This window comes from Virgibacillus kimchii (assembly GCF_055379185.1).
On the sequence record NZ_AP043951.1, the window covers coordinates 1,597,882 to 1,624,603 of the forward strand.

Genomic DNA, 26,722 nt, shown 5'->3' on the forward strand with positions numbered 1-26,722 from the left:
AAAAGTAATATCAACTCTTGTGAATACACCTTGTTATAAACGTGCAAAATGACTGCGGACTCCCCTGTCCAATGTGTGAAAAACATGTAAACGGAAGTTTTACCCGCCTTTATCCCTTTCCTTTTTACCTTTAGTTTGTTAAAGCTCGCTCCTTCTTCTCCAGTGTGTTTTCCATACGCTTTTTATCACGCTCCAACACTTTTTTCAAATAATGACCGGTGTAAGAGTTTGCCGTTTCAGCAATCTGTTCGGGCGTCCCGCTGGCAATTATTTCGCCGCCCCGTTCTCCGCCTTCCGGGCCGAGGTCAATAATATGATCCGCCGTTTTAATTACATCCAGGTTATGCTCAATGATCAAAACACTGTCTCCATTATCCACCAGTCGCTGTAATACTTGAAGGAGACGCCCGATATCATCAGCATGCAGCCCTGTCGTCGGTTCATCCAATATATAGAAGGATTTGCCATTGGAACGGCGGTGCAGTTCACTTGCCAGTTTTACCCGCTGTGCCTCTCCGCCGGAAAGAGTTGTTGCTGATTGTCCAAGTCTAACATAACCAAGCCCTACATCATAAATGGTCTGCATTTTACGCTTTATTTTAGGAATGTTCTCGAAAAAGTCCAATGCTTCTTCTATTGTTAAATCAAGCACATCAGCAATGTTCTTACCTTTATATTTAACTTCCAATGTCTCTCTGTTATAGCGTTTACCCTGGCAAACTTCACATGGCACATACACATCCGGAAGAAAATGCATTTCTATTTTAATGATCCCATCGCCACGGCATGCTTCACAGCGACCGCCTTTCACATTAAAACTGAAACGCCCTTTTTTATAACCCCGGACTTTTGCTTCATTTGTCTGGGCAAACACGTCTCTGATATTATCAAATACTCCCGTATATGTTGCCGGGTTTGATCGCGGTGTTCTTCCTATCGGGGACTGATCAATATCAATCACCTTATCAATGTGCTCCATCCCTTTAATTTTTTTATGCTTCCCGGGTTTCAGCTTGCTCTTGTACAGCTCTTTGGATAATGATTTATACAATATGTCATTGACAAGTGTACTCTTTCCTGAACCGGAAACCCCGGTTACTACAGTTAATAAACCAATCGGAAATTTGGTCCGGACATTCTTCAGATTGTTTTCTGCAGCACCGAGCACTTCAATATTCTTTTTCCCTTTCTTTCTTCGTTTGGTTGGCACCGGAATGAATTTATCGCCTGCCAGGTATTTTCCAGTCAATGACTGCTTGTTTTTCATCACTTCTTCCGGCGGGCCGCTTGCAACAATTTCGCCCCCGTGTTCCCCGGCGCCCGGCCCGATATCTATCAGCCAGTCAGCGGCCATCATCGTATCTTCATCATGTTCCACAACAATAAGCGTATTATCGAGATCGCGCATTTTCTTCAGTGTATTGAGCAGACGGTCGTTATCCCGTTGGTGCAGGCCTATGGATGGTTCATCCAGTACGTACAAAACACCGGTTAATGCGGAACCAATCTGTGTTGCCAGCCGGATCCGCTGGGCTTCCCCTCCGGAAAGAGTCCCTGCTGCCCTTGATAAAGTGAGGTAATCCAAACCGACATTATTCAAAAATTCAAGCCGATTATCGATTTCCTTTAATATCATTTTGGCAATCTGTCTTTCTTTTTCCGTCAAAGGAAGATCAGCAAAGAATTCCTTTGCTTCCACAATGGAAAAATCGGTTACTTTGCTGATATGAAGACCTTTTATCAATACAGCCAATGCTTCCTCTTTCAGCCTGTACCCGGAACATGAAGGGCATGCTTTCTGTGCCATAAATTTCCCCAGAGTTTCGCGGATAAAGTCAGAGCTTGTCTCATGATATCGTCTTGAAATATTGTTCATTACCCCTTCAAAAAGAATATCGGTATCACGGATTTTCCCGAAGTCGTTCTTATAATAGAAATGTATTTTCTCCTTGCCGCTTCCGTATAAAATGACATCCATTTGCTCTTTCGGAATATCCTTAACCGGGATATCCATATCAATGCCATAGTGGCTGCAGACACTTTTGAGCAGCTGGGGGTAATATTGGGAGCTGATCGGCTTCCAGGCATCGATGGCATGTTCATTCAGGGTCAGGTCCCAATCAGGAATAACAAGATCGAGATCCACTTCCAGATTGGAACCAAGTCCATCACACGTCGAACAAGCACCAAACGGGCTGTTAAAGGAAAAGAGACGCGGTTCCAGATCACTGATGGAAAAACCGCAAATCGGACAGGCGTGGTTTTCGCTGAAAGTCAATTCTTCTTCCCCAATCACGTCCACAATAATATTTCCCCCGCCCAGCTCCAGCGCTGTTTCGATTGAATCACTCAAACGGCCGGCAATTCCACCCTTGACAACAATTCTGTCAACCACCACTTCAATGGAATGTTTTTTGTTCTTCTCCAGTTTAATCTCTTCGGATACTTCCCGCATTTCTTTATCAACACGAATACGGACATAGCCTTCCTGTTTCAGCTTCTCGAATACTTTGACATGCTCTCCTTTTCTCCCTGATACGACAGGCGCAAGAATCTGCATCTTGGTTCGTTCCGGGTATTCCATGATGCGGTCCACCATTTGCTGAACCGTCTGAGAGCTGATTTCTATGTCGTGCTTCGGACAGGTTGGGCGGCCGACCCGCGCATATAAAAGGCGCAGATAATCGTAAATTTCCGTAACCGTCCCAACAGTGGAACGGGGATTTTTACTAGTTGTTTTCTGATCAATGGCTATGGCTGGGGAAAGACCGTCAATCGCATCCACATCCGGCTTGTCCATCTGTCCGAGAAATTGTCTTGCATAGGCGGACAGAGATTCAACATAACGACGCTGTCCCTCTGCATAAATCGTATCAAATGCCAGGGAGGATTTCCCTGATCCTGACAACCCCGTCACAACAACAAGATTATTTTTCGGAATGGTCACATTCACGTCTTTTAAATTGTGTGCGCGTGCACCTTGTATTTGTATATTTTTAGCAGGCATGCTTCATCATCCTTCAGCTTTGAGTTCAAGTATAATATCACGAAGCTCGGCAGCCTTCTCGAAATCCAGTGCTTTGGCCGCTTCCTTCATTTCTTTTTCCATTTTTTCGATCACCTTTGTCTTTTCCTTTTTCGACAGCTCTGTCAGACTCTTTGTTGTTTCCTTATATTCTTCCTGTTCCTCTGCGGCTACTGTTGCGCGGATAACATCCCGGACATCTTTCTTAATCGTCGTTGGTGTAATATTATGTTTCTTATTAAATTCCATTTGGATTTGCCGGCGCCGGTTCGTTTCATCAATCGCCACCCGCATCGACCCGGTGATATTGTCGGCATACATGACGACTTCCCCGTTTTCGTTCCTCGCTGCCCTTCCCATCGTCTGAATAAGCGAACGCTCGGAGCGGAGAAAGCCTTCTTTATCCGCATCCAATATAGCAACAAGTGACACTTCAGGAATATCCAGCCCCTCCCTGAGCAGGTTAATCCCGATAAGCACATCATATTTACCTACACGCAAGTCACGAATAATTTCTATTCGCTCCAGTGTTTTTATTTCCGAATGCAAATAAGCAACCTTGATTCCCAATTCCTTTAAATAGTCGGTTAAATCCTCCGACATTTTCTTCGTCAACGTGGTTACCAGCACCCGTTCATTTCGCTCCGTCCGTGTATTAATTTCCCCGATCAAGTCATCAATCTGGCCTTCAATCGGACGGACATCCACTTTTGGATCAAGCAGCCCGGTTGGCCGGATAATCTGTTCGGTCATTCTTGGGGAATGTTCCAGTTCGTACGGTCCCGGTGTAGCGGATATATAAACCAGCTGGTTCGTTTTCTTCTCAAATTCCTCAAATTTTAAAGGACGGTTATCCAGGGCGGACGGCAAACGGAATCCGTGGTCCACCAACACTTGCTTGCGAGCCCTGTCCCCATTATACATTCCTCTTACCTGTGGCAGGGTGACGTGGGACTCATCCACAATAACGAGGTAATCTTCCGGAAAGAAATCGAGGAGTGTGTACGGTGTATCTCCTTCATTTCGGAAAGTTAAATGCCGGGAATAGTTTTCGATCCCCGAACAAAAGCCCATTTCCTCCATCATTTCCAGGTCATAATTCGTCCGTTGCTCCAAACGCTGGGCTTCCAGCAGTTTATTCTGGCCCCGCAGCTCCTCCAGCCTTTCATCCAGCTCATTTTTAATATTTTTAATGGCTTTTTTCATTTTTTCCTCACGGGTAACGAAGTGGGAGGCAGGGAAAATAGCCACATGTTCTCTGTCTCCGATGATTTCTCCTGTTAATGCATCGACTTCACGAATCCGGTCAATTTCATCTCCGAAAAACTCAATACGGATACAATGTTCCTCCCGGGAGGCAGGGATGACTTCAACCGAATCCCCGCGGACACGAAAGGTACCGCGAACGAAGTTGAGATCATTTCTTGCATATTGTATATCAACGAGATCCCTTAACAGCTGATCCCGGTCTTTTTCCATACCCATTCTCAGTGATAAAACCTGACTCTTATATTCTTCCGGTGAACCCAACCCATAAATACAGGATACACTGGCAACAATAAGGACATCGTTCCGCTCAAAGAGGGCAGAGGTTGCCGAGTGGCGCAGTTTATCAATCTCATCATTGATGCTTGCGTCTTTTTCAATAAACGTATCCGTGGAAGGCACATAGGCTTCCGGCTGATAATAATCATAATAGCTGACAAAATATTCAACAGCATTATTGGGAAAAAACTCTTTAAATTCACTGTACAGCTGTCCTGCCAGTGTTTTATTATGGGCCATGACAAGGGTGGGCCGGTTAATTTCCTTCACGACGTTGGACATCGTAAATGTCTTCCCGGTCCCTGTCGCACCAAGCAATGTCTGGTGACGCTGACCGTCAAGAATTTTTTTCGTAATTTCCTTTATCGCATGAGGCTGATCACCTGCGGGCTTATAAGGTGATATAAGTTCAAATTTCTCCACTGCTTATGCCTCCGTTCTTTTTCCTGCTATGATTATAACATAACAACACATCTATTTTAACAAAAAACGAACAAATATTCTATTGATTTCGCTTGGTATTATTTTACCCTTATTTCTGATGATGGAATCATTGATTACGCACGAAAAAACATTAGCGTCCCCCAGGCTAATGCTTTCCAGTTTATTATATATTTACATGTGTTGATTGTAAAACGGATGAATAAGAGGATGTATGAATTCTTAAATTAGCTAATTCAACAGTCTTTAGGTAGTATTAGCTTTCTGCTTCCATTTATATTTTCATTCTGGTAATAAGGGCAGTAGAGTTGATTAGATTTATTATAACAGATTTTGGTTTATTAATTGGAAGTACGTGTCTTGAATAATGTAATGATTTATACCACTGTATTTTTCTTAATTCTAATAGACTATCCACTACCACAAATAAGATCAAATGCTTGATCAGGATTATCAGTACCACTTTCCTTTAACCAATCTTTGAAATCCCCTTCATATTTAATCATACCATTATGTAAAATAATAATATGGCAATCCATTGAAGACAAATCATGCAGTTGATGCGTTGAAATAACACAGATTTTTCCTCTTTCATATATTAATTCCTTTATCCTTTTTGTCATCCTTAATCTAGATGATGGATCTACACCACTCATCGGTTCATCAAAAAGATAGAGTGATCGTTCTAATCCACTAAGCATAACCATAAACACCCATTTTCTCTCCCCAACGGACATAGTACCTAATTTGACATTCCACAAATCTTGGATCCGTATAAAATCCTTCCCAGTATAAATCTCACCAAATTCATCACTGTTTTTGATTCCTGGTTTACTGTCCAAACGACGGAGAAAATTTACAAAATCCTTTGTTTTTATTGCTGGTGAAAAGAAAAGGGACTGAGTTTGATACAGAACTTCTTTGGTAGGTGGTATATTTATGATCCCTTTTTTAGCGGGTAGGATACCTGTTATACAGTCAAACAGAGTAGTTTTTCCAGCACCATTTACTCCTACAATTGCGTTTACTTTATCCTTTTTAAGATCAAAAGAGATATCCTTTAAGACATCATAATTCGCCTTTTTATAAGAAAAGCTTAAGTTCTCCACACTATACATAAAAATTACACCTCGGTTGAGTAATTTAAAAAGATCTCTAAACATACTAATATACACTTTTAAGAACGATATTCCTCTGATACCAAGTTAAGCTTTTTATAACAATAAACTCCTATCAGGCTTAATAATAAAATAAAAATTAGGTTAGTATAATTAAACGACCCTATAGTAACTGAAAATTGATTAGCAGATAACATGATTTCGCCTATACTCATTACAAACACAAAAGGATTAATATAATTTATAATATCAATAATTATGTTACCATTTGAAAATGATAAAAAGAATAAGATGTAAAGTAAAAAATTAAAAATAGTTGATAATGATGTGTCTTTCATCGGAGGATAAGTTAAAATAAAAGAAAATAGCGTTAATGGGATAAAAGTAATCAGTAATAGTAATATACCCGCTGATGTTAACACTAGAGCGTTTAATTGATATAAAATGCTGACAAACACGGTAAATGTTCCTAAACTAATTGCTGAAAATACTAATTGTGTAATTATAACTCCATAAACTATAGGTCGTTTTCCACCAGCAATTAACGTATATGTCTTTAATAACCCATAATTCCTCAACTTAGAAAGATGAATTCCTATACCATTACTTGTCGAACTAATGATAATAAATGCCCAAAAATAACTTAAGAATTCAATTGTTTCTACGGTGTTTAAGCTAGATAAAGAATATCGAAAAGCGAACATAATAAAGATAAATGTTGGCAAAACAATGCTCCAAATGAAAACAATCTTTTCTGATGAAAGGATCTTTATATTTAGTAAAAACATTCCAATAGTCGGCTTCATTTTTATGGTCATTCCTTTTTAGCTTTACTAGTGTTGCATTAACTTAAAAACCCATTTAAACAACATTCGAAAATTTTAACTTTTATTTTCTTCAAGTTATCCCTTTTACAATTGATACGGATGGTTCCTCTAATAAAAACACTGTTAAGAATTTGTTTAAATCATCAATACTGATCTGATTTAATAGTTTTTCATAATCATTAATACTTAAACTATTATTAATATCCAAAATAACCTTCTTTCCTAATTCAAGCATCCGCATTTTAGAATCCTCTAAGCCTATAGATATTTTGGTCTTTAAAATAGCTATACTTTTATTTAGTTCATCACTGCTTATCCCCTCCCAGACCTTCTTCTTAATTTCCTGATTTATCATTCTAGGTAAATCATTAGAAAAAGAATTTACAGTGGATGTATGAATAATTAAAAGTCCACCTTCTTTATAAATTAATGGTCTAGAATATATTGAATAAACAAGGTTTTTTTCATCTCTAAACTTATTATATAATAATGAACTATATCCATGGCCAATGACACTACTAACTAAATTTAAACTAGTTAATTTATCACTGTTTAAAGGTACACCAGGATATGCGATATTTATGTAAGCATGAGATAATCCTTCTTTTTTCTCAATTTGTTTACCTGAATGAAAAGTTACATCCTCCAGCTGTCTTTCTGTAAAACAACTATTATTTATAAAATCCAATTTTTGTAAACCCTCTATGATATCAGTATTTATATTACCTGACATTGAAATAACGAGGTTTTCATGGTTAAGCCTTTTTTTATAATAATTCATAAGATCCTGCCTATTTAAACTGGATACAGAATATTTAGTTCCTATAATATTCTGTGATAAAGGATGCTTATTAAAAGAACACTTTACTATGTTATTCGTTGCCAGATTTGAATAGTTATTATTATGCTGACTTATTTCCTTATAAATAACCTTTTTTTCATTTTCAATTTCATCATTATCAAATAATGGAAACATCACCATATTATAAAGTTGTTGTATAATTTCTTCGGAAAACTGTTTTAACGATCTAGCAAATATACAAACATATTCCTTAGTTGTAAAGGCATTTAGTTCTGCACCAATGCTGTCAAAATAGCTTTGAATACTACTTTTGCTTTGGTACAAATTACTTTTTAATAACATATGTTCAATTAAATGTGTAATCCCATGCTCATCTTTATTCTCATATTTTGAACCAATTTTTATAAAAAAGCCCACTGAAAAAGTTTTAAAATGGCTAACTGGGTCAACAACAACTCTTATTCCATTATCTAGCGTAATAATTTCCATATTCTCCTCCCCTCACTTAACACTATTTATTTCTATCTTTATATTTTTAATCTATTAAAATTATAATTTATGGAAAAGGAATTTGTCTATATTGATTAGGAAATAATACTGTATCGTGATTAAACTTTATTTTAGTTTCTTCTTCTGTAAAATATTTAGGTAACATATGAGGATATCCATCAGGTGAGTATACTTTTACAATTTTAGTCTTTAAATGATTTAGTGTGCATGGTATAAAGCAACAAAATACTTCTAAACTTAACTCTTCAGAAATAACTTTAACTATGTTTTTAAAAGCTGTATCATAAGATCTAGAATTATTAATATTTTGTTTTGGACTATTTTTAATAAGAAATTCATATTCCTTATAAAAATCATCAGGAGAGATTTTAAAATAGTAATCTTTATAAATATCAAGACCGTCATCAAATATATTTTTGGAAAATTTATCAAAATGATCTTTACTTTCAAAATGTTGTTTAGTCCAATCATCCGAAAAACTTTGAAATAATTCTTCTAAAGAACCAATTGTTGCATTAACAATACATTTATTAGCACTTAATCCAATCGCTTTATAGTATTCTGTAACTGCTAAACTATAATAGACCATTTCTGCTAGATAAGAATGGACACTTTTTTGGGGGAGTATTTGCATTTGAGAGATGCTGCCCCGGGGAGGGGCAGCATCTCTCAAATGCATCGCGGCGGCCGTTGCCCAATAAAAATTCGCTTCATTAGGATATAATCATTTATGTTGATTATATGTAATGGGGGAAAGAGAAAAGGTGGAAATTCTAGAAATGTACATGAAGATCAAGCAATTAAAAGAACAGGGATTTAAGATACGACGAATTGCCAGAAAGCTGGGGGTATCAAGGACAACAGTGTATAAATATTTGGAGAAGTCACCGGAGGAAATTACGGAGTGGATGGCATCCACCAAAACGCGAGCCAGGAAATTGGATCCATATGAAATGCTCATTCACACGTGGCTTAGTGAACATCCTGACCTATCGGCATCACAGATCCATGACTGGCTGAAGGAGAGATTTCCCAAGTTAGTTGTTGGAGACAGCACAGTGAGAAGTTATGTCAAAGACCTTAGAGATAAATATGGTATTCCTAAAACAGAGCCTAAACGTGTCTATCAGGCTATTCCTGATCCGCCAATGGGCGAACAGGCGCAAGTTGATTTTGGGGAAACAAAACAGAAAACGTCTCAAGGAAAGGTAATCAAGCTATACTTTATCAGTTTCGTGCTTTCGCACTCCAGATATAAATATGTAGAGTGGTTGGACAGGCCATTTACCACAAAAGATGTGATTCAAGCGCATGAACATGTATTTCAATATTATGGCGGCATCCCCTATGAACTTGTCTATGACCAGGATTCCCTGCTCGTGGTGAGTGAGAATGCAGGTGATTTAATACTGACAAGTGAGTTTCAGGCTTATCGCGATGAGCGTAAACTTAAATTTTTTATCTGTAGGAAAGCCGATCCGGAGAGCAAAGGGAGAATTGAAAATGTGGTTGGCTTTGTAAAGAAAAATTTCGCTAGAAACCGAGTATTTCAACACATAGACAAATGGAATGATGATTGTTTAGCATGGCTGGAGAGAACAGGAAATGGGAACGTGCATAATACAACAAAAAAGAGACCGGCTGAAGTGTTCAAATTAGAGAAGCAACACCTCAGACCGATCACCAAAAAAATTTCTATAACAAGTATTGCCTCAAGTATAACAAGAACGGTGCGAAAGGACAATACGATTATGTATGAATCCAATCGCTACTCGGTTCCTCTTGGTACCTATGAAATAAATAAAGAGGTCATTATCGAGGTAACAGATGGAAACCGTTTAGTTATACGAGAGCAATCGGATGGGCCGATTATTGCAGATCATCTCATTTCTACTGAAAAAGGGAAACTTATACAGGCTACCCAACATATGCGGGATCGTTCCAAAGGCATTCCAGCTTATATTGCCACTGTTTCCGAAGGGTTTGAGGATAAGGAAACAGCCACGGCTTTCCTGGAGGAGATTCATCAAAGATATCCGCGTTATGTGAGAGATCAGTTAAAGATGGTATTAAAAGCTTCTCAGTCGGTGGATCAAGCCATCCGAAACGAAGCGTTATCAGAATGTGTAAAGCGCGGATTGTACAGCGCAACAGAGTTTCGTGATGTGGTGGCATTCGTTCAGCGGCAGCATCCATCCGATTCCGACCAAACAGCTGCAAGTGAGGAAATCAAAACACTGCATTACGTTGATCCGGCATTATTAAACACAAAGGCAGAGACAAGGGAATTGGATCGTTATCTAAATGTGTTAAAAGAAGGTGTAACGGTATGAAATATTCTCTTGAACAGTTACAACAACAACTTCGTTCTTTAAGGCTATCAGAGACGGCAGCACATTTGCCTTCTCTGATTCAGCAAGCTGAATCAGAAGATTGGACATACCGGACTTTCTTACATCATCTAACTGCATATGAACAGAAACGCCGCGAAGAGAAACAAATTGAAAAACGTTTGAAATGGGCAGCATTCCCTACTTACAAAACGATAGAGGCGTTTGAGTTGGATGAACAACAATCCTTAAGCAAGAAACAGCTCCAGCAACTAACCGAGTTTACATGGCTGGACCAGCTGTACAATTTAATTATTTTGGGCCCTCCGGGCGTGGGGAAAACTCACTTGGCAACGGGATTGGGAATAGAAGCAATCCATCAGGGTTATAAGGTTGCCTTCATATCCATGGGTCAACTTATTCATACGTTAAAGACGGAGGAAGTTACAAGAAAGTCCCAGACAAGGATGAAACGCATCCGGGGCGCCAATCTCGTCATCATTGATGACTTAATGTTCATGGCCATGGATACACGGGAAGCAAATCTATTTTTTCACCTGATCAACGACCTTTATGACAAGGCTTCCGTGATATTAACATCAAATAAAGGGCCGAATGAATGGGGAGAATTATTAGGAGATCCCGGACTAACAACAGCCATCCTGGACAGACTTTTACACCGTGCAGAAGTACTTCATTTTCAAAATGATGACAGTTATCGGATGAAACATCGTTCTTCCATTTTTATGGAAAAAAGTGTCCAGAATTAATTAGCAAAAAGTGTCCATTTTCACTTGACGGTTACATATTCCCCAATACCTATAGTTAGTATTACTTTTACAGAATGATGTAAAGAGATATCTATGATGTACAAATCGTCTACAAAGTTAAAGGCTTTATTATATAAATGATCTATTTGTTTATTGTTAATTAAATAGATATCGACTTTTTTTCCAGGTGTTTTTGTTAACCAGCGGTAAACAAGACATTGTCGTTCAAAAAATTCATAGAAGGCTGATTCGATTACTTTTTCTGATGATAAATGGGAAGCTACACCACAAGTATCATTAAAGATAGCACCATCTAAAAGGAATATCCTATCGGCATTGGTTTTTTGAATTTTTCCATCAGTTAGGTTGAATGATAAGAGTTTTTCATCTTCCGTATATCTGTAAGCGTCAAATAAAACACACATAGAATCAGAAAGTCATCCATGCGATAATCTTCTTAGAAATGAATTCAGGAGGTTATGCGATGACTCTAAAAGACAAGAGAATAGAATGGGAAGCGCGGTATGATGCTTGGAAAGATAGCGGGCAAAGTGTAGCCGAATGGTGTCGGGATCATGAAATCAAAGCCCACCAGATGTATTATTGGATCCAGCGATTCGAGAACCAGGAAAATCTTTCTGAACAGGAACCAACACAATGGCTCGCCGTCCAGGTGGAAGAGGAAAATATTTCTTCCAAAGGAGAAGGACCTATCTTTATCCACTTTGATGCTCTTTCTGTCGAAGTGCGACCAGGAGCCAATGTTGGATTACTATCCGATATCATCCATGTCCTGCGAAATCAATGTTGACAAACTTACAATTTGAGCGTGTCTACCTGGCCCGCGGAAGCACAGACCTTCGTAAGTCTATTGACGGTCTGGCGGTGATTGTTCAAGAATGCTTTGACCTCGATCCCTTTTCTCCTTGTTTGTTCGTGTTCTGTAATCGGAAACGTGACAAGTTAAAAATCCTGCAGTGGGAGCACAATGGGTTTTGGCTGCATTATCGCAGGTTGGAAAAGGGAACATTCCATTGGCCATCAGAAAAGGACACAGCACCTATGAATATCAGTCCTCGTCAGCTTCGCTGGCTGCTGGATGGTTTGCCAATTGAACAAAGGCAGGCACACCGTGAGGTGAAAGCGCGTACCATTATTTAAAAGATTGAAATATAGGAATACGGGAATTCGACTAGGCAAGTCGAATTCTTTATCGTATACTTATTTTATGGAAAAAACAGCGCATACATCAACCCAGTCAATTGAATATTATAAAGCGCAAAATGAAAAGCTTGAGATGGAAAAAGAAGCGTTGGAGGCAAAATTAAAATGGTACGAAGAACAATTTCGTTTGAGCCAACAACGCAGATTTGGATCTTCCAGTGAGAAGACCGATTCAGGTCAGCTCTCTCTTTTCAATGAGGCCGAAGATACTACTGACACGACGGTGGAAGAACCAACTGTCGAAACGATTACATATAAACGCAAGAAACAGCGTGGTCAGCGTGAACAAAAGCTGGAAAACCTGCCTACGGAAACGATCGAATATCGTTTATCCGATGAGGAACAGGTCTGTTCGTGCTGTGGAGGAAATCTTCACGATATGAGCACGGAAGTGCGTAAAGAATTAAAAATCATTCCTGCGCAAGTAAAAGTCGTTGAACACGTGCGCCACGTATATAGCTGCCGGCATTGCGAACGCCATGAAATTGAAACACCTATTGTGACAGCGAAGATGCCGGAGCCAGTATTTCCTGGGAGCCTCGCCTCTCCATCCGCCATGGCTTACACCATGACACAAAAATATGTAGAGGGCATGCCACTTTACCGGCAAGAGAAACACCTGGAACGCTTCGGTGTATCCATTCCACGGCAGACACTGGCCAATTGGATGGTATACGGTGCCATCACATGGCTGGAGCTCATTTATAACAAAATGCACGCCCAACTATTGGAATTGGATACGATGCACGCGGATGAGACGACACTGCAAGTTTTATCCGAGCCGGAACGGCCGGCAACATCCACCTCCTACATGTGGCTATATCGCTCAGGGCATACTGATGTACCCATCGTTCTTTACGATTATCAGCAAACACGGGCGGCCAAACATCCACGCCGATTTCTGAAAGGCTTCCAGGGCTACCTGCATGTAGACGGTTATCCCGGCTACAATGGGCTTCCTGACGTTGTCCTTGTTGGGTGTTGGGCGCACGCACGGCGCAAATTCACAGAAGCACTCAAGGCTCTTCCTGAATCCGCAGCCACTACGGCTGTGAAGGCAAACGAAGGCTTGGACTTCTGTAATAAGCTTTTTGATATTGAACGAGATTTAAAGGACAAAAGTCCGCAAGAACGCTATGAAAAGCGTTTGGAACGCAGCCAGCCAGTGCTGGAGGCTTTTTTGGCATGGTTGAAAGAGCAAACACCACGCGTACTGCCAAAAAGTGCGCTTGGTCAAGCCATCAAATATTGTCGTAACCAATGGGAACGTTTAGAGGCATTTTTGGAGGATGGCCGATTGGAGATTGATAACAATCGAGCTGAACGGTCCATCAAGCCTTTTGTGATCGGAAGGAAAAATTGGCTTTTTAGCAATACCGCAAAAGGAGCAAAATCCAGTGCGATCATTTATAGTGTTGTGGAGACGGCCAAGGAAAATGGACTGAATCCATTTAACTACCTCAGCTACCTGTTTGAGGAACTTCCCAATATAGATACGACTGATGAAGTGCAGTTGACTCGACTTCTGCCGTGGTCCGCTTCACTCCCTGATGAATGCCGCGTTCCTAATAAATCTAAATAAATTATAACAGTAGTCCACATCTGAAAAATAGGTGTGGACTATTTTACGCTTACGAATACTTACCGGAAATCAAGAAATTAACTATGGTGATGAACCAGTGGTACCTTCAGATCTTACTCTATGTTGCTGTTGCAGTTGCTGCAGTTCTAGTGGAGGCGGTGGTGCCTCGCAAATGAAGAAAAATGCCAGCTAGTTATACGATTTATAAGCAACCATGGGTTGACTTAGTAGAGAATATTAGCTTTCTAAAGTTAATACACGAGGGAGGAAGAAAAAATGAGTAACACAAAGAATGTAGACGTTTATGTTACTACAAATACTACAGAAACAGAATTTGGTATGGGAATACTTACCGGAAATCAAGAAATTAACTATGGTGATGAACCAGTGGTACCTTCAGATCTCACTCTATGTTGCTGTTGCACTTGCTGCAGTTCTAGTGGAGGTGGTGGTGCCTCACAAATGAAGAAAAGTGTAAGCTAGTAAATTTATGAGCATCTTTGGGTTGTCCTATTAGAGGGTGTTCACTGAAAGGAAAATTGGACTTACCTTTTCTGGAAGTTTCTGAAAAAAATCTTTTCAATTAAACGAATTGTCTATTCTGCAAACATCTGATAGAGAATCAAGAAGCACATAAAGACAATAAATTAAATTTCTAAATCAAGAGGCATTGGAAGAGGTAGAGTATACCTCCAGTCTACCTAGTACAACCTTACATGGGGATAGATAGGAAACAGAGTGTATTTACAAACGATAATCATCCGTATAAAGTTATGTTTGAAGTGAGAGATGACAAGCCTATTGAAGTTTAATGGGAAATTTCAGGCATCTCCCGGGGGTGCCTGAACCCCATATTTCATTTTGGGAGATATTCGATTAAATTAATTCTTGACGTTACCTTTTTACTTAAAAATATATTTGGAGGTAAAAAATGATTACAAGTAAAAAAGATAGTAAATTATACCAAGTATCAAACTATATATACCATGAATTACCTAATAACGATTTAGTGGTACAAAGTAAAGAAGGTATTATACAAATACAAGAACCAACGCTTAAGGATATTATTAAAGATTGGGATGAGAGAAATAACTCAATAATTACCACTGAAGAAATTAATCATTTATTTCAATCTGAGGAAATTGCTGCAAAAGCCTTAAATTTCTTGCTTAATTATAAAATAATAACTGAAAAATCTTTACCGAATTTTGACATAAAAAAAATTAATTTATACACTAATAATAAGCAATTTGAAAGACAGGTTTATGCTCTATTTAAAAATGACTATAGCAGTAAGGCTGAAATAACAAGTAGTAGTTTTGCTGAAAATATAGATGTCAATGATAATGATTTATTAATCGTATTTCTGAATCCTTATAGTAGAAAAGAAGCAAAGAAAATAATCGACAGTGTTAACAAAGCTGAAGACGCTGTATTATTACTTAGTTATGTTTATAATAATACAATTTATGTTGATTGTTTATACAGCAAATCTTGGTATAAACCTTGTCATTTTTGTCATATGGGTCATATTGAAACACAACTACGAATTAATCATAATAATTCTATGACATATCAACAAATGATAGATTCTTTATATCACGAAGACTCAAGTTTTAGAGTGGAATCACCATTAATAGTTAGTGATCTATACCTACTAGGAATTGTAATTGATCGTGTAGTAAGTTCATTTATATTAAGAGATAAAGATCAGCCTTTATATAACCATGAATCTTTGGAAGACTTAAATTACTCCTACGCTATTAATTTAAAAACGAAACAAATTTCATCTGATATTAGTATTCATTGGGAGATGTGTAATTGTTATGAATAAGATGTTAAATCGTACTAAACAAAATGTATATTGGAATTATAAAGTGGATCGGATTTTACCCCAAAGTACATTTAATGAAGTTTCTAAATTTCATCAATCAAGTACATTAATTAAGAATAATAATTTTATTCCATATTACCCATATGAAGTATTTAGTTGGTTGGAAGATGTAGAGAATACTGATATTGTACCAAATTATTACTCAGAAGAAATAGACTTCTCTAACAATGTAACTAAACATAATTTTAAGGGTAGTATTAGAAATTTAAAATCTAAAGAGGTATTTAGAAAAGAAACTTTAGGTTCCATATTATATAATTCCTTTGGAAGAAGTGAAGGTTCAACATCAAAGAGACATCCATCTGCCGGGGGTCTTTATCCGGTACTACCTCTTGTTTGCTTTCTTAAGGAGAATGTATTACAAGATATAACCATAAAGCCAGGATGTTATTTATTTGATTCGACCGAAATAAAATTAAAATGCATCAGAGAGTGGGATGAAATTGATTTACGTAATATTCCGAATTTATTAAACAGCTATGATGGTACGATATATTCAGATATTGTCATTACTTATGCAATAGATTTAAAAAGAGCAATAACAAAATACAGAAAAAGAGGCTATAGACACGCTTTAATTGAGGTAGGATTAATGGCGCAATCATTAAGAGAAAGTTTAAATGATGAAGGAGACTATGGTGATTTTTGTTGGTCAGGATTTGATGACAATGCCCTAACATACAATTTGGGTCTCAATGTACAACTTTGTCCAGTAGCATTAGTTCAATGGTTTGGCAAGGTAAATGAATAGTTAAATTGGAGGATGGCTATGCTTCATTTTTACGAGTATGATTACTTGTTTAATATTCCTAGTAATATTTTTTTACAAGAAAAATATTATTTGTCATATTCCTATTTTGGTAAAGTTGTTGATAATAATGGTAATGTTAGTCCCAGCGGTTGTAATGCAATTGCAAGTAATAAGAAAGAATCGTTTATAAAAAGCATGTCAGAATCCTTAGAGAGAAGATCATTAATGTTCGGGGGTTATAGAAACGAACAGACTGAAGAAAATTATATTAAGGCGTGGAATATCCTTAACAATGAGGAAAAGTTACTTCCGTATCACTATACAAGATATAGTGTTACACCACCTTATGTTATTGATACAACTGGTACAGCATCTCATTTTAAAAGTGAGCAAGCAGTTAATAATGCAATAAGGGAAATTTTAGAAAAGAATGCTCTTTTTTTATTCTGGTATGGAAAAGAGGGATATAAGTTAAAGACTAATTACTTTGATAAAAATACTTACTATAAAAGATTACGTTTAAATGAGTTCTGTGTTGAGGTCTATACAAATTATTATTTTGCTCCTCTTATATCTGTATTTTCAATTATTAAAAAAGGTAATTTAATATATGCTTCGGGAGCAGGTACAGGATTTAATATTGAAGAAGCAATTGACAAATCGCTATCCGAAGCTTATTTATTAACTTGGCAGAATATAACGGTAGGTAACATACAATCATTTAATTCAAGCTATCATATGGAATGTATAAATTATCTTAATAATTTTATAGAGGGAAGTTATAAATTTATAAAAGGTTATGGAGAGACAAATGAAAGAAAACTTATCTTAAAATCTATCCCACATTGGGTAGAAGATTTATATGTTATTTTATTGAATAAATCAATTTTCACTCAATATAAAACTTTAAAAGTATTTTCTACGTATTTGAATAATCATATTCCATTAAAATCAAGACTAAACTTAAGGCAACCTATAAATATTAACACTATAAATTTAACTCAAGAAGATTTGAAGAAGATACCCGATTGTATAATCATTTAAAAATTGGTAATAAATAAAAGATATGGGGGATACTATGTTTTTAAGTAAAAAAAGTCAGGCAGTCCCATTTATAGATATTGTCTATTTTTTAAACAGAGATATTTTTGTAGAGCAGGGACTGCAATCATTTGTTGCATCAAAATTTGAATCTAGGATAAATGGACATGCCTATAATTTTAATGTAGATAATGTCCTAAAAGCCGCTATAGGTGAGTGGTCTGAGAGATATACTTTATTGAATAATAGATATACGGAAGATGAAAAACTCTTATCATTCAACCTAACTGATGGAAAAATTCAAAAAACCAATGCGTAAGCGTAAAATAGTCCACACCTATTTTTCAGATGTGGACTACTGTTATAATTTATTTAGATTTATTAGGAACGCGGCATTCATCAGGGAGTGAAGCGGACCACGGCAGAAGTCGAGTCAACTGCACTTCATCAGTCGTATCTATATTGGGAAGTTCCTCAAACAGGTAGCTGAGGTAGTTAAATGGATTCAGTCCATTTTCCTTGGCCGTCTCCACAACACTATAAATGATCGCACTGGATTTTGCTCCTTTTGCGGTATTGCTAAAAAGCCAATTTTTCCTTCCGATCACAAAAGGCTTGATGGACCGTTCAGCTCGATTGTTATCAATCTCCAATCGGCCATCCTCCAAAAATGCCTCTAAACGTTCCCATTGGTTACGACAATATTTGATGGCTTGACCAAGCGCACTTTTTGGCAGTACGCGTGGTGTTTGCTCTTTCAACCATGCCAAAAAAGCCTCCAGCACTGGCTGGCTGCGTTCCAAACGCTTTTCATAGCGTTCTTGCGGACTTTTGTCCTTTAAATCTCGTTCAATATCAAAAAGCTTATTACAGAAGTCCAAGCCTTCGTTTGCCTTCACAGCCGTAGTGGCTGCGGATTCAGGAAGAGCCTTGAGTGCTTCTGTGAATTTGCGCCGTGCGTGCGCCCAACACCCAACAAGGACAACGTCAGGAAGCCCATTGTAGCCGGGATAACCGTCTACATGCAGGTAGCCCTGGAAGCCTTTCAGAAATCGGCGTGGATGTTTGGCCGCCCGTGTTTGCTGATAATCGTAAAGAACGATGGGTACATCAGTATGCCCTGAGCGATATAGCCACATGTAGGAGGTGGATGTTGCCGGCCGTTCCGGCTCGGATAAAACTTGCAGTGTCGTCTCATCCGCGTGCATCGTATCCAATTCCAATAGTTGGGCGTGCATTTTGTTATAAATGAGCTCCAGCCATGTGATGGCACCGTATACCATCCAATTGGCCAGTGTCTGCCGTGGAATGGATACACCGAAGCGTTCCAGGTGTTTCTCTTGCCGGTAAAGTGGCATGCCCTCTACATATTTTTGTGTCATGGTGTAAGCCATGGCGGATGGAGAGGCGAGGCTCCCAGGAAATACTGGCTCCGGCATCTTCGCTGTCACAATAGGTGTTTCAATTTCATGGCGTTCGCAATGCCGGCAGCTATATACGTGGCGCACGTGTTCAACGACTTTTACTTGCGCAGGAATGATTTTTAATTCTTTACGCACTTCCGTGCTCATATCGTGAAGATTTCCTCCACAGCACGAACAGACCTGTTCCTCATCGGATAAACGATATTCGATCGTTTCCGTAGGCAGGTTTTCCAGCTTTTGTTCACGCTGACCACGCTGTTTCTTGCGTTTATATGTAATCGTTTCGACAGTTGGTTCTTCCACCGTCGTGTCAGTAGTATCTTCGGCCTCATTGAAAAGAGAGAGCTGACCTGAATCGGTCTTCTCACTGGAAGATCCAAATCTGCGTTGTTGGCTCAAACGAAATTGTTCTTCGTACCATTTTAATTTTGCCTCCAACGCTTCTTTTTCCATCTCAAGCTTTTCATTTTGCGCTTTATAATATTCAATTGACTGGGTTGATGTATGCGCTGTTTTTTCCATAAAATAAGTATACGATAAAGAATTCGACTTGCCTAGTCGAATTCCCGTATTCCTATATTTCAATCTTTTAAATAATGGTACGCGCTTTCACCTCACGGTGTGCCTGCCTTTGTTCAATTGGCAAACCATCCAGCAGCCAGCGAAGCTGACGAGGACTGATATTCATAGGTGCTGTGTCCTTTTCTGATGGCCAATGGAATGTTCCCTTTTCCAACCTGCGATAATGCAGCCAAAACCCATTGTGCTCCCACTGCAGGATTTTTAACTTGTCACGTTTCCGATTACAGAACACGAACAAACAAGGAGAAAAGGGATCGAGGTCAAAGCATTCTTGAACAATCACCGCCAGACCGTCAATAGACTTACGAAGGTCTGTGCTTCCGCGGGCCAGGTAGACACGCTCAAATTGTAAGTTTGTCAACATTGATTTCGCAGGACATGGATGATATCGGATAGTAATCCAACATTGGCTCCTGGTCGCACTTCGACAGAAAGAGCATCAAAGTGGATAAAGATAGGTCCTTCTCCTTTGGAAGAAATATTTTCCTCTTCCACCTGGACGGCGAGCCATTGTGTTGGTTCCTGTTCAGAAAGATTTTCCTGGTTCTCGAATCGCTGGATCCAATAATACATCTGGTGGGCTTTGATTTCATGATCCCGACACCATTCGGCTACACTTTGCCCGCTATCTTTCCAAGCATCATACCGCGCTTCCCATTCTATTCTCTTGTCTTTTAGAGTCATCGCATAACCTCCTGAATTCATTTCTAAGAAGATTATCGCATGGATGACTTTCTGATTCTATGTGTGTTTTATTTGACGCTTACGTACCACTGGTTCATCACCATAGTTAATTTCTTGATTTCCGGTAAGTATTCCCATACCAAATTCTGTTTCTGTAGTACTTGAAGTAACATAAACATCTACATTCTTTGTGTTACTCATTTTGTCCCTCCCTCGTATATTAACTTTAGAAAATTTATTAAGGAGTTATATGTTAGGAATAATTAACTCCAAGTATTAGCTGCCCTCCTTTTCTTATTAATAGTTGATATTCTTAGTTGGAATTAGTCTTATTACTGAATTTAAAAATGATACTAAATTCGAATGATTCAAATCCAACTTTTTGAAATCTGAGTAAATAACCTTATCCTTAGATGCTTAACTAATTGATGGGTATTATTCATCATTTAGCAGTTTAAAAGCAACTTTCCTGATGACGTAAAATAGTTTGTGTAAATTATTTGAGACAAAAAACGAGGTAGGGTACCCTCGGAATTGGCTAAAATTCTAAGAGAGGAGAAACCCTACCATGTCTCATAGTATAACCAATAATGACTTTATGAATCAACTTGACACACTTGTTCGTGACTTTGTCAAAGAGCACCTGGAAACCATTATGAAAGAAGAAATGGAACAGTTTTTTAAGGTGGAGCACCCTGAACTGAAACAGGTGAAAAACGGGTACTACACACGCACTCTCGACACCAAGCACGGTCATATCGATGACCTTGCTGTTCCGCGTGATCGCAACGGTGAATTTAAGACGGAGTTGTTTGATCCTTACCAGCGCCGTGACCAATGGGTTGGAGAAACGGTCACGAGAATGTACCAGAAAGGCATCAGCACCCGTGAAATCGGTCAAATGATCGAGCACATGTTGGGTTCTGCTTATTCGGCAACAACGGTAAGCAATATAACGGATGTCACACTGGAAAATATCGAATCATGGCAAGAGCGCAAGCTGCAGAAACGCTATTCGGTTCTTTATCTTGATGGAACCTATCTCAAGCTGCGTCGCGATGACGTTGATAACGAAGTCGTCTACCTGGTCATTGGCATCACCGAAGATGGTTATCGCGAGATTCTCGGTTTCTATGTCGGCGGCCAAGAAAGTTCACTCGGTTGGAAAGAAATCCTTCTTGACCTTTACAAGCGTGGTGCCGAGGAAGTGCTGCTTGGTGTATTTGACGGCCTGCCTGGTTTAGAAGACGCAATGAAAGAAGTTTATCCAAAGGCTGATGTGCAGCGCTGTGTCGTTCACAAAATCCGAAATGCCATAAATGCCGTGCGCAAAAAAGACCAAACGGCCGTTGCCGAGGATCTAAAGCCCATTTACGAGGCAAGTACAAGAGAAGAAGCCAAAAAGCAATTCCAGACTTTTAAACATGCTTGGGAGGCTAAGCATCCTAAAATCGTCAAATCGTGGGAGAAAGACTTAGATGTGCTTCTGACGTTTTTAAATTACCCGTCATCCATCCAGCGCATGATCTACACGACAAACATCATTGAGCGAACGATGAAGGAAATCAAAAAACGTACCAAGACGATGAACAGCCTGCCCAGCGAAAAGGCGGCAGAGAAAGTGGTTTATCTCCAATCCATTGACTACAATCAAAAATGGGCAGAACGGAAACTGCGAGGCTTTGCGAGTGCTTATCAACCGCTTCAAGACATGTTTGAAGCAAGATATGGAAAAACAAGCAAAGTGTAACCGGGAGAATTTTCAGACATCATCCCCCGGGTACCCGGGGGATGATGTCTGCTCCCCCACCAATTCTGTGGAATACCCTATTAAAATTTACACATACTTCTTGACGGAACCACTTTCCTATGAAAAATGAATATTTTTAATGAATACATCTTATTTGATTTTTGTATTTTATCATAATGGTTAACAAGAATTATTATCCTTCTGTACTCTCTGATTGTCGATTCTGAAGAAGAACAAAAAGCAATGATTAAGTAATAAGAAAATAGACAATGACATTTTTTCGATTCGTTTTCATGGATTTACTAATACTCCCCTTCTATTAGATCATCCCCCTGGGATTTTATTATAGCCATTGCACCAAATTCCTCCTCTCCATCAACATTATTGAAAAAAGATAAATTTGAAGAAATCACTACAATTAAAAAAATCTGTAATATTTTTTAATTTTTAATCCCCATTTTTTGTATTAATTTGATAAAATAGTCTTATTGATATAAATTATAGCAACCTTGTTAAACTTTTTAAATATGCAATTATGCATAGATATTAAAGGGGGATGTTATTATGGAATTTATTGGACAAAAGCTACAGCAGTTTCGTGAAAAGAAGGGGGTCTCTCGAAGAAAAATGGTAGACGGTATCTGTGATGAATCTACATTATTTCGGATAGAAAAAGGTGAAACATCGCCAAATATTTTTATTCTTAATGAACTATGTAAAAAACTAAAAATTCCGCTTTCTGCATTATTTGATAATGAAACCATAAAGCAGAAACAATCCATTACTCGTATAAAACAAAATTGCCGAAAACATGTTTACCATAAAGACTATATTAATTTGGAGATGGAAATTGAAAACCTGTCGAACCTAGTAGAAAAAGTCGATGAGGATAATGATCATCTGTTATTCATTAACTGGCACAAAGCAATACTCTTACATAAGAAAGATAACAAACCTTTGCTAGCGAAAGAATTACTATTGAATGAACTTCCAGAACATCTCGAATCCGAAACGGCCATCTCAACGATGAATGTACTAGGTCTTATTTGTGCTTCATTGAATGAAGATAAAGAAGCACTCACGTACTTTCAACAAGCATTTCAAGCAGTCAAAAACATTCTACACCTCGAAGACGAAACACTGTATGTTCGTATTTGCTATAATCTGGCCTCCCGTTATTATTACAAAGAAAACTACTCTCAAGTCATTCAGCTAAGTAAAGAGCTGCTCGCTTATTTAAAAAACAATTCTTTATTTTACCTGAAAGGGAGAACCTATCACATGCTTGCTAAATCATTTCAAAGAACAGGCGAATATAAGTTAGCAGAGGAAAACATGAAAATTGCTATATCTATTTTTTTTATCAAGGAAAAAGAAGAATATTTGACTAAAGCTAAAAAAGATTTAGAAGATATCCGTATGGCTAGTGTTTAACTTTTTTAGAAAAACCGGGTAACCCTCCCGTTTTTTTAATCACTCGTTACAAGTTATCTGTCTAGTTGATTAAGTATTACTTTTTAAATATTCTTAAATGAACTCTTATCATCTAGATTTTAACTGTATCCAAGGGATTTCTCCCATTATAATAATTCCTTCAGCAGTACATGCATTGGCTTTGTTTCCAGATATTCATGATATGCCTCCAGCTTTTCTTCATATCTCTTTTTCTCGTTTGAACCGGACAAAAAGGCACTTAGCTGTCCGGTTATATCTGTTTCGTCTGCTTCAAGCAGAAGCCCCATTTCCTGTAATTGCTGTACATTGACTTTTTCAGGTCCGGGAAGTGCACTGCTGATAAATAATGGCTTTCGTTTCATCAGGCTTTCGCTGATTGTTACCCCGCCCGCTTTTGCAATCACTGCATCCGAAACATCATATAATCGATTCATTTCATATTTAGACCGGATATATGGAATTGGTTTGATTTGCTGATGCTGCCTTTTCCTCAGCCGTTCATATAAAGTCTGGTTTGTACCGCATAGAACAATGAAATCCAAATCTCCCGGGTTTTCCGGCAGAATTTTTTCCAGCTGCCCGGTTCCTAAACTGCCTCCGGTCACAAGGATCGTCTTTTTATCATTTCTTCCGATGATTTCTTCACTATTCCGAAAAGCTCTATGTACTGGAATTCCGGTAATAAGAATCCTTTCCTCTTCCACCCCTGCTTTCATTAAGTACCGCTTTACCGGAATAGAGGGTGCAAAATGGTAATCCACCGACTCCAGGCCCCATACATTATTGACAAAATAATCGGTGTATACATTAACCGTGACAGCATCCAGCAAATCTTTGCTTTTTAATACGTCCGCCATATTGGAAGGCAAACAATGTGTAAAAAAAAGAACATCAGGATCGTGCTGGTTTATTATCTTTTTAAAGAAAGGCATAAAAAGCCATTCATAATGGTAATGCCGTATTTGCCTTTTTCGCTTTCCGGCGGCAAGTCCCCGGTACAATTTATCATAAAAATCCGGAATATACTTTATGCTGTTTAGATACACGGAAGATATCATCTGTTCTATTTTCCCGTAACTGTACGACAAAATATCAACTTTTGTACTTCCTACTCTGTCATTTACCTGTTTCAGATCTTCCATTAATGCATCCGATACATGGTGGTGACCGGTTGGAATTTGCATAAACGGCATAAAAAGTGCTTCATTTCTTTTGCCTATTTCCATCTTTTTCATCTCCGCGTCTGCCTTCAATTACCAGTGAAACAGCTTCAACACAGGTGTTATAATGTAATCGGGAGGCGAAATAATGATTTATATCATCATTGGTATTATTAGCATTCTGGCTTTTCTTATTTACCGTGCCTATAAAAATACAAAAGATATACAAATCAACAAGGTTCATATAAATGATAGTAATTCAGAGAGCCCATCGTTATCCATTCTTCACTTATCAGACCTTCATCTGGAAAATATATCGGTTTCACCGGACGAACTAGCCGAAAAGTTAAAACATGAGAAACCGGATATTATTGCTTTAACAGGAGACTTTCTTGACAGGGTAAGGTCGATACCCAAATTAATACCTTATTTGCAGGTGCTGAAAAACATGCAGCCTGCGCATGGCATTTACGCAGTATTCGGCAATCATGACTATGTGCTGAAAGGAGATAACTTTCTGAAACTGAAAAACCTGCTGCTTGATTACGATATTCATGTAATGCAAAATTCGAGCAGAACCATTAAGGTCAACCATCAGGTGATTAACATTATTGGCGTTGACGACCATAGCACAAACAGGAGTGATCTTGCTTCATCTTACAGGCAGACGGTGCCGGGAATGAATATCGTGTTAACCCATGACCCAACTGTGGTGCTGAAAATGAAGGACTACAGATTTGATTATTTACTGGCCGGACATTTTCACGGTGGACAAATTTGTTATCCAAAGGCGTATCATCTGGTGAAGATGGGAGAGCTTGCAAGAAAGAATATTATCAAAGGACTTCATACGCATAACAGTTCTCCATTTTATATTAGTGAAGGATTGGGGCAAACCGGGTTTAACATTCGGGTTGGCAGCCGTCCGGAGATCACTTTGCATGATGTAACAGTGAACAGCAAAGATAACGATGTTACCCTTTCCAAACATGCTTAAATATGAAGAGCGGAATCATATTTTGCATTCAATTTACTTGTAGACATAAATAAATATACTGGATCCACGTAACGTTTATTGCCAGCTATCAGATTGATTGGCAAAAACGTTATTTTTTTAAATATTTGATAGTATTTGTTCCGGATGGCTACAACCTCAAAACCCAGCCTTTCCGATCCTTTATACAGACTTGTAATCCCGATAATGGCTTTTATATCTTTGTATCGCGGATGTGCTTTAAGATAGGCAACCAGTTTAGGCAACGCTTTTTTAATGGTGTGATAGATATACACAGCCCGTTTCAAATCACTGTTGATATTATTTAACTCCTTGATCATTTTTACATTGTGCAAATGGATCTTCAGCAGGAGATCATTTTTATGAATGACTGTGCCGTCACTAAGGGTAACTGCAGTTCCTTTGTACCTTGTAAGCCGTACGCGCAGCAGCGTATTTTCCTGCCCGGTATCCGGAATATAGTGCAGCCGGCTGCAGTTGTAGTATATTGGATCAATAAAGTTCCACACACCCAATAGATAATTTTTCATGACGATTTCCTTTCCCCAATATTAACTCTGAACATGCATAGGACTAAAAGAAAATCCTTACTGCATTATGCAAATTCCTTTAACTTTTTATGGTATCTTTATTTTTTGTGAAAACCGAAAAAATATTGAAGGTATTTTTTGGATTAGAAACAGGATTGTGATGCTGGGAAATTCCGAATGCTGTTATCCAGAATGATGTAAATTAGGAGTTATTTGATTATCATGATAGAAATTTATCAGAAACTTAAGATATGATATATTT

General features: G+C 38.3%; 26 protein-coding genes. 13 read left to right on the forward strand and 13 right to left on the reverse strand.

Annotated features, from left to right (window positions below):
* Positions 1–130 precede the first annotated feature (130 nt).
* From uvrA to ACZ42C_RS08110, 6 genes are all read right to left on the reverse strand, one after another.
* The gene (gene uvrA / locus ACZ42C_RS08085; protein ID WP_461183456.1) at positions 131–3,007 is read right to left on the reverse strand and encodes an excinuclease ABC subunit UvrA; all 2,877 of its coding nucleotides are present in this window, start codon (positions 3,005–3,007) and stop codon (positions 131–133) included.
* 6 nt (positions 3,008–3,013) lie between these two features.
* The gene (uvrB, locus tag ACZ42C_RS08090; RefSeq protein WP_461183457.1) at positions 3,014–4,993 is read right to left on the reverse strand and encodes an excinuclease ABC subunit UvrB; all 1,980 of its coding nucleotides are present in this window, start codon (positions 4,991–4,993) and stop codon (positions 3,014–3,016) included.
* 428 nt (positions 4,994–5,421) lie between these two features.
* Positions 5,422–6,129 carry an ATP-binding cassette domain-containing protein gene (locus ACZ42C_RS08095; RefSeq protein ID WP_461183458.1) on the reverse strand — a complete coding sequence of 236 codons (708 nt, stop codon included), beginning with the start codon at positions 6,127–6,129 and terminating at the stop codon, positions 5,422–5,424.
* Positions 6,130–6,188: 59 nt separating this feature from the next.
* The gene (locus ACZ42C_RS08100; protein ID WP_461183459.1) at positions 6,189–6,935 is read right to left on the reverse strand and encodes a hypothetical protein; all 747 of its coding nucleotides are present in this window, start codon (positions 6,933–6,935) and stop codon (positions 6,189–6,191) included.
* A gap of 91 nt (positions 6,936–7,026) precedes the next feature.
* Positions 7,027–8,247, reverse strand: coding sequence for a M16 family metallopeptidase (locus tag ACZ42C_RS08105; protein ID WP_461183460.1), 1,221 nt, complete (start codon positions 8,245–8,247; stop codon positions 7,027–7,029).
* A gap of 67 nt (positions 8,248–8,314) precedes the next feature.
* On the reverse strand, positions 8,315–8,947 hold the full coding sequence (locus ACZ42C_RS08110; RefSeq protein ID WP_464891345.1) for a hypothetical protein: 633 nt from the start codon (positions 8,945–8,947) through the stop codon (positions 8,315–8,317).
* Between the two features lie 67 nt (positions 8,948–9,014).
* On the opposite strand from ACZ42C_RS08110, the gene istA reads away from it, so the two are divergent.
* On the forward strand, positions 9,015–10,601 hold the full coding sequence (gene istA / locus ACZ42C_RS08115; protein WP_464891327.1) for an IS21 family transposase: 1,587 nt from the start codon (positions 9,015–9,017) through the stop codon (positions 10,599–10,601).
* Entirely contained in the window at positions 10,598–11,368 is a 771-nt protein-coding gene (gene istB, locus ACZ42C_RS08120; protein WP_441163746.1) for an IS21-like element helper ATPase IstB, read from the forward strand. The genes istA and istB overlap by 4 nt, the downstream gene beginning before the upstream one ends.
* Positions 11,369–11,388: 20 nt before the next feature.
* Here the strand turns inward: istB and ACZ42C_RS08125 are convergent, their stop codons facing one another.
* Entirely contained in the window at positions 11,389–11,793 is a 405-nt protein-coding gene (locus tag ACZ42C_RS08125) for a YcaO-like family protein (RefSeq protein ID WP_461183843.1), read from the reverse strand.
* A 59-nt stretch (positions 11,794–11,852) separates the two neighbouring features.
* Here ACZ42C_RS08125 and tnpA (ACZ42C_RS08130) point away from each other — a divergent pair, with 59 nt between their 5' ends.
* From tnpA (ACZ42C_RS08130) to ACZ42C_RS08165, 8 genes are all read left to right on the forward strand, one after another.
* Positions 11,853–12,179 (forward strand): IS66 family insertion sequence element accessory protein TnpA, encoded by a 327-nt coding sequence (gene tnpA / locus ACZ42C_RS08130; RefSeq protein WP_461183807.1) that lies wholly within the window; start codon positions 11,853–11,855, stop codon positions 12,177–12,179.
* The gene (gene tnpB, locus ACZ42C_RS08135) at positions 12,173–12,529 is read left to right on the forward strand and encodes an IS66 family insertion sequence element accessory protein TnpB (protein ID WP_461183806.1); all 357 of its coding nucleotides are present in this window, start codon (positions 12,173–12,175) and stop codon (positions 12,527–12,529) included. Before tnpA (ACZ42C_RS08130) ends, tnpB (ACZ42C_RS08135) begins: the two co-directional genes overlap by 7 nt.
* Positions 12,530–12,665: 136 nt before the next feature.
* Positions 12,666–14,174 carry an IS66 family transposase gene (gene tnpC, locus ACZ42C_RS08140; protein WP_461183808.1) on the forward strand — a complete coding sequence of 503 codons (1,509 nt, stop codon included), beginning with the start codon at positions 12,666–12,668 and terminating at the stop codon, positions 14,172–14,174.
* Between the two features lie 276 nt (positions 14,175–14,450).
* Positions 14,451–14,657, forward strand: coding sequence for a hypothetical protein (locus ACZ42C_RS08145; protein ID WP_461183779.1), 207 nt, complete (start codon positions 14,451–14,453; stop codon positions 14,655–14,657).
* A gap of 448 nt (positions 14,658–15,105) precedes the next feature.
* Complete coding sequence (locus ACZ42C_RS08150; protein ID WP_461183778.1) at positions 15,106–16,008, forward strand: McbB family protein; 903 nt, start codon at positions 15,106–15,108, stop codon at positions 16,006–16,008.
* Positions 16,001–16,819 (forward strand): nitroreductase family protein, encoded by an 819-nt coding sequence (locus tag ACZ42C_RS08155; RefSeq protein WP_461183777.1) that lies wholly within the window; start codon positions 16,001–16,003, stop codon positions 16,817–16,819. Before ACZ42C_RS08150 ends, ACZ42C_RS08155 begins: the two co-directional genes overlap by 8 nt.
* An 18-nt stretch (positions 16,820–16,837) precedes the next feature.
* Positions 16,838–17,863 (forward strand): YcaO-like family protein, encoded by a 1,026-nt coding sequence (locus ACZ42C_RS08160; protein WP_461183776.1) that lies wholly within the window; start codon positions 16,838–16,840, stop codon positions 17,861–17,863.
* Between the two features lie 34 nt (positions 17,864–17,897).
* A complete protein-coding gene (locus tag ACZ42C_RS08165; protein WP_461183775.1) occupies positions 17,898–18,179 on the forward strand; it encodes a hypothetical protein in 282 nt (93 codons plus the stop codon).
* 49 nt (positions 18,180–18,228) lie between these two features.
* Here ACZ42C_RS08165 and tnpC (ACZ42C_RS08170) read toward each other — a convergent pair whose 3' ends face one another.
* From tnpC (ACZ42C_RS08170) to ACZ42C_RS08185, 4 genes are all read right to left on the reverse strand, one after another.
* Positions 18,229–19,737, reverse strand: a complete 1,509-nt coding sequence (tnpC, locus tag ACZ42C_RS08170) for an IS66 family transposase (protein ID WP_461183808.1) — start codon at positions 19,735–19,737, stop codon at positions 18,229–18,231.
* Between the two features lie 136 nt (positions 19,738–19,873).
* Positions 19,874–20,230: an IS66 family insertion sequence element accessory protein TnpB gene (gene tnpB, locus ACZ42C_RS08175; RefSeq protein WP_461183806.1), complete on the reverse strand. Its 357-nt coding sequence runs from the start codon at positions 20,228–20,230 to the stop codon at positions 19,874–19,876.
* On the reverse strand, positions 20,224–20,550 hold the full coding sequence (tnpA, locus tag ACZ42C_RS08180; protein ID WP_461183807.1) for an IS66 family insertion sequence element accessory protein TnpA: 327 nt from the start codon (positions 20,548–20,550) through the stop codon (positions 20,224–20,226). The genes tnpB (ACZ42C_RS08175) and tnpA (ACZ42C_RS08180) overlap by 7 nt, the downstream gene beginning before the upstream one ends.
* A 57-nt stretch (positions 20,551–20,607) precedes the next feature.
* The gene (locus tag ACZ42C_RS08185) at positions 20,608–20,751 is read right to left on the reverse strand and encodes a hypothetical protein (RefSeq protein ID WP_461183842.1); all 144 of its coding nucleotides are present in this window, start codon (positions 20,749–20,751) and stop codon (positions 20,608–20,610) included.
* A gap of 367 nt (positions 20,752–21,118) precedes the next feature.
* Here ACZ42C_RS08185 and ACZ42C_RS08190 point away from each other — a divergent pair, with 367 nt between their 5' ends.
* Both ACZ42C_RS08190 and ACZ42C_RS08195 read left to right on the forward strand, forming a co-directional pair.
* Positions 21,119–22,300: an IS256 family transposase gene (locus ACZ42C_RS08190; RefSeq protein ID WP_464891313.1), complete on the forward strand. Its 1,182-nt coding sequence runs from the start codon at positions 21,119–21,121 to the stop codon at positions 22,298–22,300.
* Positions 22,301–22,864: 564 nt separating this feature from the next.
* Positions 22,865–23,734 (forward strand): helix-turn-helix domain-containing protein, encoded by an 870-nt coding sequence (locus ACZ42C_RS08195; protein ID WP_461182842.1) that lies wholly within the window; start codon positions 22,865–22,867, stop codon positions 23,732–23,734.
* Between the two features lie 146 nt (positions 23,735–23,880).
* Here the strand turns inward: ACZ42C_RS08195 and ACZ42C_RS08200 are convergent, their stop codons facing one another.
* Positions 23,881–24,981, reverse strand: coding sequence for an MGDG synthase family glycosyltransferase (locus ACZ42C_RS08200; protein ID WP_461182843.1), 1,101 nt, complete (start codon positions 24,979–24,981; stop codon positions 23,881–23,883).
* Between the two features lie 82 nt (positions 24,982–25,063).
* Between ACZ42C_RS08200 and ACZ42C_RS08205 the strand changes: the two genes are divergently transcribed.
* Positions 25,064–25,912, forward strand: a complete 849-nt coding sequence (locus ACZ42C_RS08205) for a metallophosphoesterase (RefSeq protein ID WP_461182844.1) — start codon at positions 25,064–25,066, stop codon at positions 25,910–25,912.
* On the opposite strand, the gene ACZ42C_RS08210 is transcribed toward ACZ42C_RS08205, so the two are convergent.
* Positions 25,909–26,460, reverse strand: coding sequence for a YkoP family protein (locus ACZ42C_RS08210; RefSeq protein WP_461182845.1), 552 nt, complete (start codon positions 26,458–26,460; stop codon positions 25,909–25,911). The two genes, ACZ42C_RS08205 and ACZ42C_RS08210, sit on opposite strands and share 4 nt — an antisense overlap.
* Positions 26,461–26,722: the final 262 nt, after the last annotated feature.